This window comes from Methylobacter sp. Wu1 (assembly GCF_036553575.1).
GTDB lineage: Bacteria > Pseudomonadota > Gammaproteobacteria > Methylococcales > Methylomonadaceae > Methylobacter.
In genome coordinates this window covers 101,324-121,910 of record NZ_JAZHOC010000067.1, presented here as the reverse complement: position 1 = coordinate 121,910, position 20,587 = coordinate 101,324, and the positions used below count along the sequence as shown (strand labels likewise).

General features: G+C 50.9%; 17 protein-coding genes. 11 read left to right on the top strand and 6 right to left on the bottom strand.

Translation table 11 applies throughout. The annotated features are described in order from the left end of the window. Positions 1-531: 531 nt before the first annotated feature. Positions 532-2,847: a TonB-dependent receptor gene (locus V2P20_RS15005; RefSeq protein ID WP_331819683.1), complete on the bottom strand. Its 2,316-nt coding sequence runs from the start codon at positions 2,845-2,847 to the stop codon at positions 532-534. Positions 2,848-3,076: 229 nt separating this feature from the next. Between V2P20_RS15005 and V2P20_RS15000 the strand changes: the two genes are divergently transcribed. The 5 genes from V2P20_RS15000 to V2P20_RS14980 all read left to right on the top strand — a co-directional run bounded on the left by V2P20_RS15000 (position 3,077) and on the right by V2P20_RS14980 (position 7,406). Then, a complete protein-coding gene (locus tag V2P20_RS15000; protein ID WP_331819681.1) occupies positions 3,077-4,027 on the top strand; it encodes a ZIP family metal transporter in 951 nt (316 codons plus the stop codon). A gap of 105 nt (positions 4,028-4,132) precedes the next feature. Further along, positions 4,133-4,789, top strand: a complete 657-nt coding sequence (locus V2P20_RS14995; protein ID WP_331819679.1) for a TMEM165/GDT1 family protein — start codon at positions 4,133-4,135, stop codon at positions 4,787-4,789. Between the two features lie 508 nt (positions 4,790-5,297). Beyond that, positions 5,298-6,113, top strand: a complete 816-nt coding sequence (locus V2P20_RS14990) for a hypothetical protein (protein WP_331819677.1) — start codon at positions 5,298-5,300, stop codon at positions 6,111-6,113. A gap of 166 nt (positions 6,114-6,279) precedes the next feature. Next, a complete protein-coding gene (locus V2P20_RS14985; RefSeq protein ID WP_331819675.1) occupies positions 6,280-7,020 on the top strand; it encodes a hypothetical protein in 741 nt (246 codons plus the stop codon). 71 nt (positions 7,021-7,091) lie between these two features. Next, positions 7,092-7,406 (top strand): hypothetical protein, encoded by a 315-nt coding sequence (locus tag V2P20_RS14980; protein ID WP_331819673.1) that lies wholly within the window; start codon positions 7,092-7,094, stop codon positions 7,404-7,406. 138 nt (positions 7,407-7,544) lie between these two features. On the opposite strand, the gene V2P20_RS14975 is transcribed toward V2P20_RS14980, so the two are convergent. The 4 genes from V2P20_RS14975 to gcvT all read right to left on the bottom strand — a co-directional run bounded on the left by V2P20_RS14975 (position 7,545) and on the right by gcvT (position 13,428). Further along, complete coding sequence (locus tag V2P20_RS14975) at positions 7,545-7,667, bottom strand: hypothetical protein (protein ID WP_331819671.1); 123 nt, start codon at positions 7,665-7,667, stop codon at positions 7,545-7,547. 108 nt (positions 7,668-7,775) lie between these two features. Continuing rightward, positions 7,776-9,134 (bottom strand): exonuclease domain-containing protein, encoded by a 1,359-nt coding sequence (locus V2P20_RS14970; RefSeq protein ID WP_331819669.1) that lies wholly within the window; start codon positions 9,132-9,134, stop codon positions 7,776-7,778. A gap of 306 nt (positions 9,135-9,440) precedes the next feature. Next, positions 9,441-12,335, bottom strand: coding sequence for an aminomethyl-transferring glycine dehydrogenase (gcvP, locus tag V2P20_RS14965; RefSeq protein ID WP_331819667.1), 2,895 nt, complete (start codon positions 12,333-12,335; stop codon positions 9,441-9,443). 4 nt (positions 12,336-12,339) lie between these two features. Further along, positions 12,340-13,428: a glycine cleavage system aminomethyltransferase GcvT gene (gene gcvT, locus V2P20_RS14960; protein ID WP_331819665.1), complete on the bottom strand. Its 1,089-nt coding sequence runs from the start codon at positions 13,426-13,428 to the stop codon at positions 12,340-12,342. A 283-nt stretch (positions 13,429-13,711) separates the two neighbouring features. Between gcvT and V2P20_RS14955 the strand changes: the two genes are divergently transcribed. After that, the gene (locus V2P20_RS14955; RefSeq protein WP_331819663.1) at positions 13,712-14,428 is read left to right on the top strand and encodes a helix-turn-helix transcriptional regulator; all 717 of its coding nucleotides are present in this window, start codon (positions 13,712-13,714) and stop codon (positions 14,426-14,428) included. 239 nt (positions 14,429-14,667) lie between these two features. Here V2P20_RS14955 and V2P20_RS14950 read toward each other — a convergent pair whose 3' ends face one another. Continuing rightward, positions 14,668-15,714, bottom strand: a complete 1,047-nt coding sequence (locus tag V2P20_RS14950) for a hypothetical protein (protein ID WP_331819661.1) — start codon at positions 15,712-15,714, stop codon at positions 14,668-14,670. A gap of 86 nt (positions 15,715-15,800) precedes the next feature. On the opposite strand from V2P20_RS14950, the gene V2P20_RS14945 reads away from it, so the two are divergent. From V2P20_RS14945 to V2P20_RS14925, 5 genes are all read left to right on the top strand, one after another. After that, positions 15,801-16,217 carry an HIT domain-containing protein gene (locus tag V2P20_RS14945; protein WP_331819659.1) on the top strand — a complete coding sequence of 139 codons (417 nt, stop codon included), beginning with the start codon at positions 15,801-15,803 and terminating at the stop codon, positions 16,215-16,217. A 401-nt stretch (positions 16,218-16,618) separates the two neighbouring features. Continuing rightward, complete coding sequence (nagZ, locus tag V2P20_RS14940) at positions 16,619-17,635, top strand: beta-N-acetylhexosaminidase (RefSeq protein ID WP_331819657.1); 1,017 nt, start codon at positions 16,619-16,621, stop codon at positions 17,633-17,635. Beyond that, complete coding sequence (locus V2P20_RS14935) at positions 17,628-18,167, top strand: hypoxanthine-guanine phosphoribosyltransferase (RefSeq protein WP_331819655.1); 540 nt, start codon at positions 17,628-17,630, stop codon at positions 18,165-18,167. The genes nagZ and V2P20_RS14935 overlap by 8 nt, the downstream gene beginning before the upstream one ends. A gap of 16 nt (positions 18,168-18,183) precedes the next feature. After that, entirely contained in the window at positions 18,184-18,930 is a 747-nt protein-coding gene (locus V2P20_RS14930; protein ID WP_194968330.1) for an S-methyl-5'-thioinosine phosphorylase, read from the top strand. Between the two features lie 212 nt (positions 18,931-19,142). Next, positions 19,143-20,447 carry a citrate synthase gene (locus tag V2P20_RS14925; protein ID WP_194968331.1) on the top strand — a complete coding sequence of 435 codons (1,305 nt, stop codon included), beginning with the start codon at positions 19,143-19,145 and terminating at the stop codon, positions 20,445-20,447. Positions 20,448-20,587 lie beyond the last annotated feature (140 nt).

Genomic DNA, 20,587 nt, shown 5'->3' with positions numbered 1-20,587 from the left:
CGATGCACTACGGCCGGACTTCATAATTTGGTTGCTGCCACAATCCGGGCAGGTAATTTCTTGATAACAGGTCATGCTCCATATTATATGAGCAAATCACATATTTGACCCATTACCTTAACGTTTACTTAATTGACTGCAATCTTTGCCAGCCATTTCTTACATTAGAAATCGCTAAAATTTCATAACATAATGTATCTATTAACTATTTTCGAGCCGATACTATTTAACTTAAAAAATCATTTTTTTTGATGGACACTACTGTTTTTTTTGATATAGAATCTTCACCAGCTTAACGGAGTGAGCCCGGTTTAACGGCCGGCTAAGAGGAGGATAAGCCTTTCAGGCTATTGATAACAATAATAAATTAAGTAATTCTACTTGAGTTAAGTTGTACTGAGGATCATAGAGTACAACAAAAATAATAAAAATAATAACGCTCAGTACGCCCGCTCCATGCGGGCTTTTTATTGCCTGCAATTTATACAAACTTGTTTCAGATTTTCGAGCGTCCCTGCTCAATCCGGAACTTTACATGCTCAAGCGCACACCGATCCATCCGGCCCTTGGCGCGCCGGGCGAGACAAAGCGGCCGCTATCGAAAGCATCGCCCAATACTTCATCAGCTTGCCCATAGACACCGAAAGAAGCATAGTCTTTATCGAAAATATTATCCACCTTGCCAAACAAGGCCAGGTGTTTGTTGACTTTATATTCCGCCTTGGCATTGAACAGCCAGTAGCCGGCCAGCTTCGGAGTCGTATTGGCCTCGTCTCCCCTAAAGAACTGATCACCGCTGTACAGGCCATCTATACCCAACGAGAAACGTTTCCATAGATCGACACCGATCGACGCCTTGAAGATATGCTCGGGCATGCCCGGAATTCTATCGCCGCGCGTTACCTGAGCGGGTTCGTCTTCATTTAGTGGATTTTGAATAGTAAAACCATCCATAAAGCGCGCATTGAGATAGGTATAATTGGCCGCAAAATGCCAGTCGTCAATGCCGCTGAACAATTGCGCATAATTAAGCGTAGTGCCGGCTTCTATGCCGTAACGGCGCGTTTGCCCGACGTTGCTGAAAAACCCTTCGCTGATGCTGTCGCCGCCGCGATTAAAGATGATATCGTCATGATTCACGGTATGGAAATAGCCCAGATTCCACTTCATATCGCCTCTTTCCATGAATTTGTCAAAATTGCCGCGGAAACCGCCTTCCCAGGTTTTAGCCACGACCTGGTCCAACGGCGGATCGGAAACAAATGCATTCGGCAACCGGCAAGGATCATTTTCATCGGCGCAGCTTAACTCCATCGGCGTCGGCGCCCGTGAGGATTCGCTGTAGCTGCCGTACATGCCGACGTTATCGATAATCTGATAAGTAAAGCCGGCCGATGGATTGAAACGCTCGAAGCTATGCTTGCCGCTTAATTTGTCCTCGCCGTCGATGAACTGGTTGGCCATAGTGATGCTGACATGGTTATAACGGCCGGCCAGTGTGACGGCCAGATCGTCGGTCACCGAGAATGTATCGCTCAGATAGAAGCCATAGGTTTCGGTATTGGTATTCAGGCGCACCCTGGCGTCTCTGACCAGAATACCGCTGCCTATGGTGCCGCGGTCATCGGTCAGCTGCGCCAATTCGGTATCGGAACCAAAATGCACATCGGCATAGTCATAGCTGGCGCCGACTGTCAGATTGTTTTCATGCTCGAACCAGTCCTGCTTGAACATCGATTGCAAAGTGCCGCCCCGGCTGCGCATATTGGTGGCGCTGGTATTATTGGTCGCGCCTTCCACGCTGTCGTCTTCAAGCACCTGGTTGCCGTTGATATCGACAACCGGAAATTCGCCTGACTCATCGCACAAAAAGCCGCTCTCGTCTTCACAGCCATCAAAATCGCTGTCATCGCCGTTAAAGGTTCTGATCCGGTTCTGACGGAAATAGGCATTACCGCTTACTTCAATGTCATCGGTCAGGTCATAACTGCCTGACAGCTCGGAAAAGAACATGCGCGTAATGGTTTGGTCGGGATGCGTAAATACGGCTTTTCTGCCCAGGCCCAGCAACTGTTCAGGCGCGGCGCCGTTGCCTTTCATATCGTTATCGTTGGCGGCCAGCGTTAAATCCAGTTCTCCGCGGTCGTTTTGCCAACTCAAGGTGCCCAGAACCTGCTTGGCGCGCGTCGGCGAGAAGTCGCGCCAGCCCTGTTCGCCGAAATTGTGCACGTCGAGAAAATAACCCCAGGTGCCGTTATTGGCGCCGCTGGTCAATTCTTCCGAATGCCGGTCCCATGAACCGCCGTAAACTTCAAACTGATGGCCAGGCGCCGAAAAGCCGGTCTTGGTCTTGAGTGCTATGGCGCCGCCCAGCGTGTTCAAGCCATATATCGGATTGGACCCCGGCACCAATGCCATCGTGTCGATCGCGCCCTTAGGGATCAAATCCCAGTTGACCGTATCGCCGAAAGGCTCGTTAAATCTGACTCCGTTCACATAGGTCGACAAGCCTTGCGGCAATCCCAGCAATGGCGAAGCGACAAAGCCGCGGTAATATATATCAGGCTGCAACGGGTTGTTCTGTGCTTCATTGACATGTACGCTGCCCAGATAGCGGTTGATATATTCATTCAGAGACAGACTCTGCGCCTTCTCCAACTGCTCTGAGGTCACCGTCTGGATATTGGCCGGTATCTTGGCTGCATCAACGCCACTGCCCGGCAATGGCGTAACGCCTACGACATCGATGGTTTCCAGCGTAACTTTTGATTGATCTTCCGCCATAACGGCAGACAGCGAGGACAGGCTGAAAAGCCCGATCGCTCCATAAACAAGATTTTTTTTCATTATCCCCCCAAGCTTAAAAAACCGGTCATGGTAGCTGAACCAGCAGGGAGGACATAGACATAACAACAAAAAAGGAAAAATTCCTATATTCGAGCAATTAAATTACCATGCGGCAGATACAGGCCCATTAAATTACTTAGATTTTTATAACCATACAACAGCAGGGTATTTAGCTATAATGCCTGGCACAATAACTATAACCATTCAGATCAACTGAGGCAGGCCGCTTATGACAATCACTGTAAATACTGTCAATAAAATACAGCGCTACTTTGAACATCAAATAGTCCGTATAAAATCCAGCCAAAACTATCAAAAACTGCAGGCCATGCCTCCATTGAAGCGCTGGAGCGTTGTCGCCGGACTGTTTTTATTGTCGCAGATAGCCCTGTTCGGCGCTTTGTATCTGATTTTTGGCAAAATCGTTGTGATTGGCTTTTTCGCCAGCATTCTGGCTGGACTGGCGACCGGCATCGGCGCCCTGCCCGCCCTGTACTTTAAAAACATTTCAGTCAACCTGTTCAATAGCATGCTCGGCGCAGCGGCTGGCGTGATGCTCGCGGCGACGGCCTTTTCCCTGCTGGTTCCCGGCATGGCTTATGGCAACGAAATCTGGCCCGGCAACGGCATTTACGTCGTTTCCATCGGCATGCTGATTGGCGGGCTGTTTCTGCATTACGCCGATCGCCAGCTGCCCCATGTTCATTTTGAGACCATCTCAGATACGCAACTGGCTTCGTTAAAAAAAATCTGGTTGTTCGTCATCGCCATTACGATTCACAACTTTCCTGAAGGCATGTCAGTCGGCGTCAGCTTTGCCTCAGGCGAAATCAAAAACGGTGTGATTCTGGCTGTCGCTGTCGCCCTGCAAAATATTCCTGAAGGCCTGGCCGTCGCCCTGCCGCTGGTGGGCCTCGGTTATAACCGCTGGAAAGCCATAGGCATCGCCACTGCCACAGGTCTGGTTGAACCCGTGGGGGGCTTGCTGGGCATCACCATGGTCACGCTGTTCGAATCGGTACTTCCGGTCGCCATGGGATTTGCTGCCGGCGCCATGCTGTTTGTCATCAGCGAGGAGATCATTCCTGAAACGCATGCCGGCGGCCGTTCGCGTTATGCCACTTTCGCCCTCATGATCGGCTTTATCATCATGATGGTTCTGGATAACCTCCTGGGCTGACAAAGATCCCTAACATCCAATACAAACCAAACATATATCGGCTGTCCGCCGCATCTGCCGGTGGGGCGGCCGTTTTGCCTTTCGTACTGTTTACAGAGACAAATAATGGGTGAGCTGCAAAATTTCTTTCAAAACTATTTACAACAGTTTTTATCTCTACTGACTTCCGGGAACTTGGCTGAAATATCGGCCACGGCCGCAACCAGCTATGCGCTGATTGCAGCGGCTGAAATCGGCGATAAAAGCCAACTGGTCTGCATGACGCTGGCGTCAAGGCACCGAGGGCTGCCGGTCATGCTCGGCGCCATCGCCGCCTTCGCTTTCTTAAATACACTGGCCGTGGTTTTCGGTGTCGCTATCGCCGCCTGGCTGCCTGAGTATATCGTTGCGGCCACTGTCGCTTTCCTGTTTGCGGCCTTTGGCATTCATGCATTACGGATAGAAGAGGAAGATGAGGACGAGGAAGTCAAGGAAAAAAGCGGCCACGGCATTTTCTTTACCACGTTTCTGCTGATTACAGTGGCTGAATTCGGCGATAAAACGCAGTTGGCTGTCGTCGCTTTAAGCAGTACCGCCTCCCCTATCGCCGTCTGGCTGGGTTCTACAGCCGCCCTCGCCTCAACATCGGCCTTGGGCATTCTGGCCGGACGCACTATCCTGCAGAAATTCCCGTTAACTCTGCTGCACAAAATCAGCGGCGCAATTTTTCTGATATTGGCTGTCCTTGCCGGCTACAGAGCTTATATGGATTACATGGGCTAATAATACAGGACTTACGCAGTTTGCCTGTTCAACTGCTGAAACAAGCGGTTTTAAAACCTATGGGGGCGACTTCGCCTAGAGCGCCTACTGTTGGCAGTCGCCCATTCAGAAAAAGGCGACTGAAGTCGCCTTAATCTATTAAGACTTTCAAAGCCCCCTTGAATTGATAGGGCACTTGAGCGAGCGGGCGGTGTCTGAGAAGTATGAAAAAGAAGCCTACTGAGTTGCCTGCATTACTGCAAGCAGATGGTGATTCCGATCAATTCCACATTGATGCTCTATCTTCATCCGGCGCAATCATATGCCTGTGCTTTTCCAGATTAAGTCCGATTCAAGGACTACCCCATCGACCGGTCATACCGTTCATCCCTTAGAACAGCGCTTACAGGAGGATTGTCCGGCCCAATAATTCCGAAATGCTTCGCTAATCATGCGGCCTGCTTAACTTTTATCGTAAGCCTCTAATTTCGGTTCAAAAATTGAGGCTGATAAATAGAGGAGAAAGAAAATGAAAAAATCGTTTTCACTATATACGATGGCCTGTCTGCTTTTTATCTCAGCCGGTGTGGATTCCGCGCCATCCATGAAAATCTACGGCATCGGCGGAGGAAACGGCCGCCAAGTAGATATCTTGAAACCTAATAATGGCGAAACGCAGCCGGAAATCACGGTTAAAGGCTCGAACGGGGCGGCATGCATTAATATCGCCGGCCGATGGAATTTTTCGGAAAATGGCACTTTTACCTGTCAAGCTGAGGGAGAACAGCCGTTTACTGACCCTATAAGCGACACGGGAACATTTGACATTCTGCAGAATGGCTGCAACATCAGCTATACGGGACCAGGCCCCGATCCAATCAAAAGAACCGGCCAGATAAACGGCAACATGGTCACTCTTTCCGGGGTGCTTGTCGTTCCCGGATCTGGCGTAGCGCTTTCTGAAAATAGCTTTACGGCGACAGGCGCAGTAAACGCTCCAGATGAGTTTACTTTAAGTGGTACGGGTCAAATCAGAGGCACGGACTCCGGCGTACCTTTTTCGTGTACATTAAACTCGATCGGTAAATTTACGCGGGATTCCGTGTTGCGCAATCGAATAGAGTGTCTTCTAAATTGGGCGGAAAATAATTACCCAGACTTATTTTCTCCGGCTGGAGCAACCTCGCAATTCCAACCGCCGTATACTTATCGCCATTATAGCCAGACAAACTCTTATGCAGGGGTTTCAGCCGACAACAACCATGTTTATTATCTGGGTCCTGATGGCGTTTTAGTCGATGTGGGTGATTTAGCGGGCTGGTTGACCAGAGCATCGTGTCAATGATGCCCTGTCGGTTCGAAAGCGCATGTCCCTGTGCTTATATGTCACGGCCAGGCCGGGCAGAGGACTGATCGTTGGACTTTCGATTCCTAAAAAGGGTCAATTGTGAGGTAATGTAAAAGACGACTCCCGTTCTCTTCGGCTCAATCCGCCAGATGAGGAAATGATCATGATGTTCAGAAAACTATCAATTGTGCTGATGATCCTTGTTGCTTTCCTAGTTAGCGAAAGTTCCTCGGCCCGTAACGGAGGCGGAGTCCGTGGAGGCGGCTTTGGCGGAATTCAAGGCGGCGGTTTTGGCGGAGGTCGTGGAGGCGGCATCAGTGGAGGTCATGGCGGCGGCTTCAGCGGCGGCTATAGGGGCGGCGGTTTTGGAGGGATCTACAGCGGTGGATTTAGTGGCGACGGCCATCCAGGAGATTATGGCGGAAGCTATAGAGGCGGAGGTTTCAGGGGGATCTACAGCGGCAGATTTAGCGGCGGCTATGGAGATGTTCGCAGAGGCGGCTATATTGGGCCAGGGCATAAAGTATATCCCTCTTATTATTACGGCGGTTGGGGATTTTACGCAGGTTACCCTTTCTTCTGGCCAGACTATTATTGGCCGCCCTATTATTACTGGCCTTATTATTCAACCCCTCCTTATTACTCCTCGACAGTCACCCCTCCTGTTTATATAGAACAAGGGACTGCACCCAAAGTCCAGCCGCTTGAACCGGGCAGCTGGAGCTATTGTTCAAATCCCAAGGGATATTATCCCCATGTGAAAGAATGTCCGTCAGGCTGGGCGAAAATCGATCCTCAACCTGTCGGGCAAGAACCCGGCTATTGGTATTACTGCACTAAGCCGGCCGGTTATTATCCTTATGTCAGGAATTGCTCAACCAGTTGGCAAAAAATTGTTCCCTAACGGAGGCGTGCCCAATGCGACAGATTCTGATAATCCTAATTTCTGTTTTCGTGCTCGGCGCATGCACGACAATGCCAAGCAGCCCGAGTATTTTAGTACTGCCAGGCACTGGTAAAAGCTACGATCAGTTCCATAATGACGATCAGCTGTGCAGGCGGCTTGCCTATAAGCAAATTGACGAATCGCAAAACCGGCCCGATTCCGAAGAGGAAGGTCAACAAGATTATGACATCATTTACATTCAATGCATGTACAGTCAAAACCATCGGGTTCCCGTGCCGGGAAGGCTGACATATGGTACTCAGCAGGAATGGCTTGCGCCGCCGCCGCCAAATTTGCCTGCACCGCGGCAGACAACCAAGCCCAAGCCGTCCGGCAGCGACTAAGCGCCCATGGTTCTGGCACACTAGCTATTTGAGTAGCAGATCGGACTCTGAAAGCGATAATCTTCAAGCACTGATGCGCCGTTGAGCCTGGCCTTGTGGTTTGGATCGGCAATCCTCCCCTTTCAGGCAGAGGCGTATTCAACCCCGATTATTTTGCATGATATTTTCATGGTGATTGGGATCATGCCGATATTGCCCTTTGGTATTTTCACAGCCCCAAAGCAGCGCCAGTATAAAAAGCATTAGTGCTGATTGTTTCATCACCCGCTCCTTAATCAAAAGATGGCATAGGGAGATAAACTAGCAGAATCTGCTGAGGCGAACTATGCCTGTTTTACTCAAAGAACGCTTAAGTTTCAGTCATTTAAATTAACTATCCTTTAACAGGACCACCTTCGATGTTTTCAAAGCTTTGTTGAGAATAAGATAAGTATCCCGGTCAAACACCGGCTTTCCTGCGGCCAATAATGCATGAACATCCGCTTCATTTTTTGCCGTACCGAGGCAGCACCATTGATCAATGACATGCAGATCATCCCCTTCCCGAATGCCGATGGCGCCCGGATAAGGCCAGGCGGCGAGCTTAAGCCTGGTCATTGCCATCAATAGCCGGCCTGCATGAACCAGCGGTCGTTCCTTGCCTACGCAAGCTCCCCGGCATTTTTTAAGCTGATGGGCAAAACAAGGGCGGTTCCCGGCTGTCTTTTCTAGCCCCAACACGCTCAAACAGAGCTGGTATTGATCGGCTAGACTGCGCAATGCTTTTTGTGCATCGCGTTGGCTGTGGTACAAGCCATACAGATTGTCCTGAGCGCCAAAATCAAGATCGCTGGCCCAGGCCAATACCGGCCGCAAATGCTCGCCTTGCTGCTGAAGCTGCCAGGCGCACAGCGCCTTTTTTCTTCGCAACCGTTGATTGTGCGTCGGCAGCAATTGCTTGACCAGTTTGGCTTCGGTCAACAATGCGCCCAATTCACCCGCCGTTTCAATCCAGTCGATCCGGCGCAACTGCTGAGATAGGCTCATCTCCTTATGGTGACGGTGATCGGCGGAAAAATGCGACAAAACACGGCTTTTGATATTGACGCTTTTACCTATATACAACGGCAGGTCATTTTCGCCATAGAACAGATAAACGCCGGGGCCTTCGGGCAGTTCATGGATCAATAGCGGATCGATATGCGACGGCAGACTCGAACGATTGATCAACTGCCGGATCGTGTCGTTGAGCTCTGATTCGGAAAATTTTTCCAAGAGCACATGCCAGAATTGGTGAATCAGCTGGGCATCGGCCAAGGCCCGATGGCGGTCTTTGGTGATCAGGTTATGGCGTTCCATCAGGCTATCGAGATTATGGTGCCTGTACTGGGGATAGAGCGCTCTGGATAGCTTGACGGTACATAACACCGTAGGCCTGAATGTCATGCCCAGGCGGTTGAATTCATTTTTCAAAAAGCCGTAATCAAAACGGGCATTGTGGGCAATGAACAGCCTGCCCTGTAACATCGCCTCGACTTCGTCAGCCACTTCGGCAAACTTCGGCGCCTGTTCAACCATGGCATTAGTGATGCCGGTCATCTGCTCGATGTACGCAGGTATTCGGGCTTGCGGATGAACCAACTGGCTCCATTCCCGAATGCCGTTTTCATCGACTAACACGATGCCAATTTCTGTAATACGGTCTTTAATTGCAGAGGCGCCGGTGGTCTCCAGGTCAACAAAAGCCATCGGCTGTTTTATGGATATCAAACTTTTACTACTCTTTGAATAATAGCCTGGATATAGATCACAGGCTTAATTACAGCGAACTCAGGATCAAGCAATCACAAGAGATGCTCTGTTTGTGGCAGTTTCCACAAGACATCAGTGCTATCAGGAATATCCGCCATTTTGGGTTAAATACCCCTAAGATGGAGCGATTGTGCAGTAAGTTCCCTCTACAGGCAAACCGGTCAGTTCGGGCATTGCAGCGATTAGTACCGGGAGATCCCTGCACAGGCTTGCGTAGGTCCTGATAGTCTTGCTTAAGCACTACTATTCATATTCCGCCAAAGACGGGCAAGTGCATACCAGATGCCGGTCGCCATAAACATTATCGATACGCCCCACCGGAGGCCAGTATTTATCGTCATGCTGATAGCTGGCCGGAAAAAAAGCCTGCTGTTTAGAGTAAGGCAGAGTCCATTCTTCCAGTAATAAACGATGCGTATGCGGCGCATTGCGCAATATATTGTTTTCAGCATCGGCCGTGCCGTCTTCAATGGCCTTGATTTCCTGGCGGATCGCGATCAGCGCATCGCAGAAACGGTCGATTTCAACTTTATTCTCGCTTTCGGTCGGCTCTATCATCATCGTGTCGGCGACCGGGAACGAGACGGTCGGCGCATGAAAGCCGAAGTCGATCAGGCGCTTGGCGATGTCGTCGACGGTAATATTGCAGGATTTCTTGAAGGCATGGCAGTCGATAATGCATTCATGAGCGACCCAGCCGTTTTTGCCGGTATATAAGATCGGGTAATAAGGCGCCAGCCGCCTGGCGATATAATTGGCATTCAAAATAGCTACCAGCGTCGCGCGCTTCAACCCGGCTGCGCCCATCATGGCAATATAAGCCCAGGATATGGCGAGTATGCTGGCCGATCCCCATGGCGCGGCCGACACGGTGCCGATCGTGCCATATCTGCTTTTGGCCGGATTGACGCCTTTGACCACCGGGTGATCGGGCAGATAGGGCGCCAGATGGGCGCGCACGCCTATGGGGCCGACACCGGGCCCGCCGCCGCCATGCGGAATGCTGAAAGTTTTGTGCAGATTGAGATGGGCAACATCGGCGCCGATTTTGCCGGGACGGCTCAAGCCCACCAGCGCATTGAAATTGGCGCCGTCCAGATAGACCTGCCCGCCATGCTTGTGGATCAGATCGCAGATGGTGCGGAACGATTCTTCATAAACGCCATGCGTGGACGGATAGGTAATCATTAATGCGGCCAGGGTGTCGTGATGCTCGGCGACTTTCGCCTGTAGATCATCAAGGCTGACATTGCCGTTTTCATCGCAGGCCACGACAACGACCTTGAGGCCGGCCATAGTGGCGCTGGCAGGATTCGTGCCGTGTGCCGAAGCCGGTATCAGGCAGATGTTGCGCTGGCCTTGACCCGTGACTTCATGATATTTGCGGATGACCAGCAAACCGGTGTATTCGCCTTGAGAGCCGGCATTGGGCTGCAGCGAAATGGCGTCAAAGCCGGTCAGATCGCAGAGCATATCCTCCAGCTCGGCGAACATTTGCTGATAGCCATGAGTTTGATACAACGGCGCAAACGGGTGCAGACTATGAAACTCATGATAGGAAATGGTCTGCATGGCGGTGCCCGCGTTCAGCTTCATCGTACAGGAGCCAAGCGGTATCATCGAGCGGTCCAGCGCAATATCCTTCCGCGCCAATCGGCGCATGTAGCGCATCATTTCGGTTTCCGAATGGTAGCGTTTGAATACCGGATGCTCGAGGATGTCACCGGTGCGCAATAACGATTCGGGAATGCACTCCGTTATCGATGCATCAAGCGCATTAATATCGGGCAGACTGGCAAAAGGCGATGAAAAGACCTGCCAGAGCGCTCTTAAATCATTGCGCGTTGTCGTTTCATCAAGCGAAATGCCTATATGATCAAGGTCGACGACGCGTATGTTGATATGGGATTCGGCGGCATGCGCAGCGAGGCGCTTGGCCCGGTGCGGGGTATGCACCAGCAGCGTGTCGAAATAGCATTGGCTGATAACGTGGTGCCCTAATTGCCTGAGGCCGGCGGCCAGAATTTCCGCATAGCGGTGCACGCGGCCGGCAATCAGGCGCAGGCCTTCAGCGCCGTGATAGATCGCATAAAACCCCGCAATAACGGCCAGCAGCACCTGCGACGTGCAGATATTGCTGGTGGCTTTGTCGCGGCGGATATGTTGCTCGCGCGTTTGCAAAGCCATGCGCAGCGCAATCTGGCCGTGATTGTCTTTGGATACGCCGATGATACGCCCCGGCACGGAGCGCTTGTAGTCGTCCCGGGTGGCAAAAAAAGCGGCATGCGGGCCGCCGTAACCCATCGGCACGCCGAAGCGTTGCGAATTGCCGACGACGATATCGACCCCGAAGGCGGCAGGCGGCTTCAGCAGCACCAGGCTCAGCAAGTCCGCCGCGACCGTAACCAGCGCCGATTTGCTATGGGCGATTGCAGTCATTTCGCCGAGATCATGAATTTCGCCTTTCGAACCCGGGTATTGCACGATCAGCGCAAAGAAGTCCTGCTGCGCCAGATCCTGATACGGATCGCCGACGATAACTTCATAGCCTAGCGAGTGCGCGCGGGTTTGAATGACGGCGATGGTCTGCGGATGGCAGTCCTGATCGACGAACACGCTGTTGGAAGCGCTTTTAGACAAACGCCGCGACATGGTCATTGCTTCGGCCGCGGCGGTCGCTTCATCGAGCAGCGAGGCATTCGCCAGTTCCATGCCAGTCAAATCGATCACCATCTGCTGGAAGTTCAGCAGCGCTTCGAGCCGGCCCTGGCTGACTTCGGCCTGATACGGCGTATACGCCGTATACCAGCCGGGGTTTTCCAGTACGTTGCGTTTGATCACGGCCGGCATGATCGTGCCGTAATAGCCCATGCCGATCATGGAGGTGAACACCTGGTTGCGGGCGCGCATCCTGCGCAGGTATTTGAGTACGGCGCGCTCGCTGATCGTTTCAGTCAGCTTCAGCGGTTCCTCGGTCAGAATATCCGCCGGAACCGCCTGCTGGATGATGTCTTCCAGTTCATTCAAGCCGAGTTCGGTGAGCATGTCCTGAATTTGCCGCTGATCAGGCCCGATGTGACGATGGATGAAGTTGCCGCGCATTTCCAGTTTGTCCAGGCTGAGGCGAGGTGAAGGCATGGTTTTATCTCCGGTAGCGATGGGGGACAAAAGGCAATTCCGTGATCATAACCGGAAGCTGGTGGTCACGCACTCGTGCGTACAATGCCCTGTTGGAGTCCGGCGCCGGGTTGTGCAGCATCGCCATGGCGATGGGGCGGCCAAGGCTGGGGGAAAAACCGCCGCTGGTGACATGGCCGATGGCCTCGCCCGCTTCATCGGCAATAATACAGCCTTCGCGCGCCGGTATTTTGCTTTCGACCAGCAGGCCGACGCGGCTTTTCTCTGTGCCCTGCTTTAGCTGCGCCAGAATCCTGTCAGCACCCGGAAACTGATCATGGCCTTCTTTGATCAGCCAGCGCAGTCCCGCTTCCACAGGCGTTATCGATTCGTCGAGTTCATGCCCATACAGGCACAGGCCCGCTTCCAGCCGCAGACTGTCGCGTGCGCCGAGCCCTATGGGTTCCACCGCCTCTTCAGCCAACAATAAGCGGGCAAGATGATCCGCCTGTTCGCCGGCCACAGAAATTTCAAAGCCGTCTTCGCCGGTATAACCGCTGCGGCTGATTATGCAGTGGATGCCGTTGATGTTGTCTTCGCAAGCATGCATAAAGGATAAATCAGCGACTGCCGCAGAGAATTTCTGCATGACAGTTACCGCGGCAGGGCCTTGCAGAGCGAACAGTGCCCGATCGGTCATCTCTTCGAGATGGCAGCGGTCAGATAAATGAGTTTTAAAATGCTCAAAGTCTTTTTCCTTGCAGGCTGCATTGACAATGACCATGCAGCCTGAAGGCAGGCGAGTCACGATGATGTCGTCAATGATACCGCCAGTGTCGTTGGTCAAAACGGTATAGCGCTGCTGGCAGGGAGCGAGTCCGGTGATATCGCTGGGCGTCAGCCTCTCCAGTTCGCCGGCGGCTGAATCGCCCGGAATCAGGCATTGGCCCATGTGGGAAATGTCAAAGAAGCCGGCATAATGACGGCAGTGCAGGTGTTCGTGCAGCGTGCCGTTGCGGTAGTGTAACGGCATCCGATAACCGGCGAAAGGCACCATTTTGGCCCCTAGTTCAAGATGAAAGGGGTAAAGCGGCGTTTGTTTTAACGTAATCACAACACTATCTCCGCGTATCAGCAAGCCCCTAGTGTAACGCCGAAGATTCATTAAACCAAGCTAATCAGCCTAACTTGCAAGTTGATGGTGCCGAATGCACATTTTATCGCTACAATAGCTGTAACCCTACAATTAAGAAGGAATTAATCCCTCGACGTCCATGGAGGCCCGCCTTTGGCTTAACTGCTGAAATAGACCAAATTTGCCTGAGTTCGATCAAAAACAGCCCGATACCTAGTGGTAGCGAAAAACAAATAACAAAAAGCGCAACCGTAATAATCCAATGACCAGCGAATCCGACCCACCTGATCCGGTAAACGAAAATAATTCATCACACATCGAACGCCGCAGACAATTCCGGCGCGCCGCCGATTATCAGGCCGAGCATTTTCAACACATTTTCTCCTCGTTTGAAACTTTCGGCAGACATGTTTTGCTGTTAGACAGACAATCGCGTGTGTTGTATCGGTCTAAAAAGGTCGATGCCCTTCTGGAGGGCGACGCGATACCTTTGCGGTTAGAGCCGAAATTCACCCTGCTCGACTCGTACAATGCAAAACAGTTCAAGGCGTTTATCAATGGATTGGCGCAATCTCGTACCGTCGATTCAACACCTTCGACGCTTGATTCCCGGCGGGCTAGAAGCTGTATTCTGCTGTTAGAGCGTGCTAATAGCTCGCCACTGTTATTGGGCTGTTTTCCAATGCGGCGGCAATCGCCGGGCGATGAGGACGGATTAAAAATTATGGCGATATTGTGCGACCCCGGCTGTTATTCCGAAGAGCAATGGCGGGCATTTCAGGATTTATTCAGCTTGACTGCCGCCGAGTTGCGGCTGTGTCTGGCCTTGGCGGACGGTTTGTCATTGGCCGAATATGGTCAAAAATACGATATCACCGATAATACCGCTCGCAGTCAGTTGAAAAAGGTATTCGAGAAAACCAATACCCGGCGTCAGGGCGACTTGATGCGCTTGATATTTTTGCTGACACGGCTATAACTTTTCTGCACTTGCAGCTTAAATGGGTGATGACGGGCTTTAGCGTAATAAGGATTCTGTTTCTGCAAACCGCCTGTCAGCAATTTATGGCCTTAGCGGAATAACTCTATCCACAAAACAGGCGCTGTCTGCATTCGTTTACGCTTTGCGGCAGAATCCTGCCCTAACCGGCTGCTTTAAGCCGAAAAAGCCTCTCAACCACAACAACTTCGCCGCAAGCGAGCTGTCATTCACCTCTGTCACTTCGTAAAAGCGATAAAACGCCGGTATGGAGAACCCTGCTTCCAGGTAAAAGCTTCCGTGTAATAATGCATCAAAGCCAGATAGCCCAGCAAGCCGACGGTAATAACCTTGCGGAATTCTATGCCAAAGATGTAGTTGGTCATTAAATTAACCGCCGCATCGCCATAGTTCTGCAAAGCAAACGCCAGCATAAAGGAAAGCGCAGGTAACACAACAAAAACATGCAGGTTGCAGCGAGAGGCGCAGCGATAAATGAAATTCTGCGGCTGCGGATAATGCTTATTGTAATCGTGCGTCACATAAAATACATAAGCCGTGGCATCATGGACCAGCCTTGGCACCAGAATGGCCAGAAAGTAATACTGCTGAACATAAAGATAAAAACTGCTCAGCACCAGCAAGGTATTGGCCCAGAGAAACAGCTTTCCAAATGACGTAGTGACATAGCGCTGGCACAAAACCGTACTCAATGCCAGGCCGATACACAAGCCGGCGGCCGCATGCTTGACCCATTCGGTCTGTTGGGCGTCCAGGGTGTTTTTCAGAAATATGCCGATGTAAACTACAATGCCGGCTGCCACGCTCAACCATAATAGCAGATAGAACGCCCATGCCGGCAGATGGCAGATGCTCCGCGCCACGCCATGCTGCTGTTTAAGCACATGGTAGACAGTCCAGCATGCCACAAGCACATAAAAAACCAGATAAGGAATAAACAGGCTGCCTATGCCGAAAAAAGCCGCAAGAGCGGCCGTCATCAAAATGATTTTCTTTTTGTAAAACTTCAGGTATTCCGTGTTGCTGACCATGACAATGGCGCTGGCAACAATATGAGGCGTACCGAAAACAATTTGAAACAATATGAAATGGTGAGGACTGCTTGGCAGATATTGCTTCAGATATCCCTGCAACAACCCGACGTCAATTAGCTGCAGCAGTAAACAAGCAGGAATGATGGCATACAATCCCAGCAGCAACCGGAACGAGACCGCCAGTTTATTTTCATGGGGCAAGTCTTGAATTGAAATCGTTTGCGCAGACATGAAACTACCTTTTACTATTTGTAATATTTTAAATAGCAAATTTCACCTATTTTTGAGTTTAATTCAAGCCTCAGTATATAAAAATCATGACATTCCAATTACATCCCCGCCTCCAGCAAGACTGCATCGAAATCGGCCGGTTTGAGTTATGCCGATTGCTGATGATGAACGACAGCCAGTATCCCTGGTTTATCCTGGTGCCTGAAAAGGCGGGATTGAGTGAAATCTATCAATTGTCAAAGCCGGAACGGGAACTGCTAATGGAGGAGTCCGGCTATCTGGCGGAAAACCTGGCAGCGCTTTACAAAGCCGATAAAATGAATATCGCCTCGATTGGCAACATGGTACCCCAACTGCATATACATCACATCGTCCGCTACCGGACCGATAAAGCCTGGCCGGCGCCCGTCTGGGGAAAATTCGACGCAATTCCGTACACGCAGCAGCAAATTTTAGAAAATCTCAAACTTATTAAAGACCGGTTAGGCGACCGCTTGAATTAACCAGAAATGTGGCAAAAACACGCCTTCTTAGACTTCGCCATGTTCATGCGAGTCCACTGTCCTGCTTATTGGCGGCGATACGTTTCTGTCATTGCGCCTTATGCTGCCCAGTGGTTTCGCGCGTTGCATCCGATTCGAAAGCATGATGTTCATGCCGTAATTCCGGGAGGTTTTTAAGGGCTGTATAACGCTCGATCTTTAATTAAACATTGATTAAAAATATCGCCAGATTTACAGCAAACTTCGGATTTACCTGCAAATACTCTATAATTGGCTCTATTTTTGTGCATTCCGGCAATTGTATAAGCCGGGATGCACAAAAGCTTAATAACAATGCAAATTTAATTCTGTATAACTTAAATATCAGATCTGAATAGGCCTTTTCCAAACGACAATAGGCAATGACACATAACTATCCTATCGGCCCGATTATGCTGGATGTTGAGGGTTTGACCCTGGCGCCGCATGAAAAAGAAGTCATAAATCATCCCAATACCGGGGCAGTCATACTTTTTTCGCGCAACTATGAAAGCCCCGAGCAAGTCACTGAACTGATCGCAAGCATTCGCGCTGCACGTCAAGGCGATCTACTGATTGCCGTTGATCAGGAAGGCGGACGAGTTCAGCGTTTCCAGAAAGGCTTTACCCGCCTGCCGCCTGCGGCGCGTTATGCAGAAGCCCCTGAATTGGCCGAACCCGCCGGCTGGCTTATGGCTGCCGAACTGTTGGCTGTCGGCGTCGATTTCAGCTTCGCCCCCGTCCTGGATATTGATTGCGGCGTCAGCGAAATCATCGGCAACCGCTCATTTTCAACAGATCATGAACTGGCAACCCGCTTGTCAAGCGCCTTCAGAAAAGGCATGCAGGCCGCCGGCATGGCCGCTACGGGGAAACACTTTCCGGGCCATGGTGCTGTAGCGCTGGATTCGCATCTTACGCTGCCCATAGATGAACGGGATATGGACAGCATCAGAAATAAAGACCTGCTGCCGTTCAAGCAACTCATTGCTGAAGGACTGGAAGGCATTATGCCCGCGCATGTGCTTTATCCCAACATCGATGCCAGCCCAGCCGGCTTTTCGCCGTTCTGGATACAACAAATTCTGCGCAGGGAATTAAACTTCAACGGCACAATTTTCAGCGACGACCTCAGCATGGAAGGCGCTGCATCGGTCGGCGATTTCCCTGAACGTGCAAGGCTGGCACAACAGGCCGGCTGCGACATGATACTGGTCTGCAATAATCCGCGCGCCGCAGAGCAGGTGCTTGATTCGCTGCCCGTTACCCAAGATCCGCTCAGGGAACGACGCCTCAACAGCATGCGGGGCAAGCCGCAAATGGACCGCGAGCAGTTAATGAACTGCGAGAAATGGCAAAAAATCTCAGATCAAATCAACCAAACGTTTAATCATGCTTGAAGAAATCAAACACGTACAGGCTACCGCCGATTTACTGTACAGCGAACAGGAAGTTGAGGCCGCCCTCGATAAAATGGCCCAAGAAATCGATGCCGAACTCGCCGACCGCAATCCGTTATTCCTCTGCGTCATGAACGGAGGCATGGTTACGGCAGGCAAATTAATGACTCGCTTGAAGATCCCGCTGACGCTGGATGCCATCAATGCCAGCCGCTATCAGAACCAGACTTCGGGAGGCCACATCGAATGGATTCTGAAGCCAGGCACTCCGCTTAAAGATAGAACAGTTCTTCTGGTCGACGATATTCTGGATGAAGGCATTACCTTAAAGGCAATTTATCAATATTGCCTGGAGCAAGGCGCCAAAGCCGTCTTTACCGCCGTGCTGGTCGATAAAATTCTCGATCATGAAAAACCGATAAAAGCAGATTTTGTCGGCCTGGAAGTTGAAAACCGTTACCTGTTCGGCTATGGCATGGACTACAAGGGTTACTTACGCAATGCAGCCGGCATTTATGCCTGTAAAGAATAAAAACGAGGAAACTATCATGACCCAATTGGCCATCATCGGCGGTACAGGTCTTACCCAAATGCCTGAACTGAAAATCATCAAACGGGATCGGATCACCACGCCTTATGGATCGCCTTCGGCTGAGTATGTTACTGGCGAACTGAACGGCGTTGAAGTGGTATTCCTGGCCCGGCACGGCAATCCGCACAGCATACCGCCTCATAAAATCAATTACCGGGCCAATATCTGGGGACTTAAGGAACTGGGCGTTGAAGAAATCATTGCCGTGGCCGCAGTCGGCGGCATCACCGCTGAAATGGCGCCCGCCCATATTGCCATCCCGGATCAGATCATCGATTACACTTATGGCCGCAGCCATACTTTTTTTGAAGATGATGAAGATGCAGTGACTCACATAGACTTCACCTACCCTTACAGTCAAAAGCTGCGTTCGCGCTTGATCACTGCCGCAGCCCAAGCCAATATCAAAGTCTCCCCCCTGGGTACTTACGGTTGCAAACAAGGCCCGCGCCTGGAAACAGCCGCAGAAATTCAACGAATGGAACGCGACGGCTGCGACCTGGTCGGCATGACCGGCATGCCGGAAGCGGCTCTGGCCAAGGAGCTGAATATGGATTATGCCACGGTTGCTGTAGTTGCCAACTGGGCTGCCGGCAAAACCGAAGGCGAAATTACCATGGCGGAAATTGAACACCATTTGCATACCGGCATGGCTAATGCTGCTGAAATTGTGAAAGCTTTTATTGCCTTGTCATATAGCTAATATGGTATTGTTGAGTTATAGCATCAGCATCTGAATGAAAAAATAATCCAACAGACTGACGCTTTAGAGCCCTTCAGCTTAAATAGTTATCGAAAACTGAAAGTTGAAAGGGAGATCCGGATATAATGAACAATTAGTGAGAGAATAGCTTGCGGTAACCTTGGTAGTCTTCAATTTCAAGGTTACCTATTAGTTTTGGAGATTTAGTATATATGACCGATAGATTAAAGCCGCTAACCCCGGCTATATTGACCTTGGATGATAAGACTTACACATTGCCCACCTATATAGGAATTGAAGGTGAGAAAGCGATCGATATCTCCAAGCTTCGCAGCCAGACCGGTTATGTGACACTAGATGAGGGTTATGGAAATACAGGCGCCTGCGAAAGCGCCATCACCTATATTGACGGTGAAAAAGGCATTTTGCGTTACCGGGGCTATCCTATTGAAGAACTGGCTGAACATTCGCGCTTTGTCGAAGTCGCCTACCTGTTGCTGTATGGCGAACTGCCGACCGTGGAACAGCTGCAGCACTTCTCGACCGCATTGAATGACTCGTCAATCATTCACGAAGACATGCACCATTTTTTCAACGGTTTCCCGCGCGGCTCGCACCCCATGGGAATACTGGCAACGATGGTCGCATCACTGTCGACTTTTTACCCGGTTTTCGACCGTCTCGATGAAGCATCCGAAATACAGATTGTAGCGAATCTGGTTTCGCAGGTACGCACTATCGCGGCCTTCTCTTACAAAAAATCGATAGGTGAACCGCTGGTCTATCCATCCCACACGCTATCCTACGTCCGCAACTTTCTGAACATGATGTTCGCGTCGCCGGTACGCGATTACCAACTGGACGATGATATCGTGCGCGCGATCGATATGCTGCTGATATTGCATGCCGACCACGAACAGAACTGCAGCACGTCTTCTGTCCGTACCGCAGGCTCCAGCATGGCGAATGTCTATGCCGTTATCTCGGCCGGCATTTCCGCATTATGGGGACCAAGGCACGGCGGGGCCAATCAGGAAGTGATCAAGATGCTGGAGCAAATACATGCTGAAGGCGGAGACGGCACTGAATTCATCAACGAAGCCAAAAACAAGTATTCGTCCAAGCGCCTGATGGGCTTTGGCCACAGGGTTTATAAGAATTATGATCCGCGCGCCACTGTACTGAAAAAACATTGCGACGTGCTGCTCAACAAGCCTGGCATCAAAGATCCTCTGCTGGATATTGCCAGACGAATCGAGGAAGTCGCGCTGAATGACGATTATTTCATTTCTCGCAAACTTTATCCGAACGTGGACTTTTATTCAGGTCTGATACTGCGCGCAGCCGGCATCCCTACCAATATGTTTACCGTTCTGTTTGCTATTGGCCGCATGCCTGGATGGCTGGCTCACTGGCGTGAAATGATACATGGCGAGCGTGTTGCTATTTATCGTCCCCGTCAGATCTACGTCGGCGAATCTATACGCCATTACCGCGATATCAAAGATCGCACCTGACAATGACATTCTATCGGCCGGTTTTAAAGCTTGCTTTTGAGCCACAAACAAGCAAAACCGCATGCTGAAGCAAGGCTAAATACAGACTATCTTTAGGCGGCCAGCCAAACCGGCCGCCCTTCTGAAGATTAAGCCCAGGC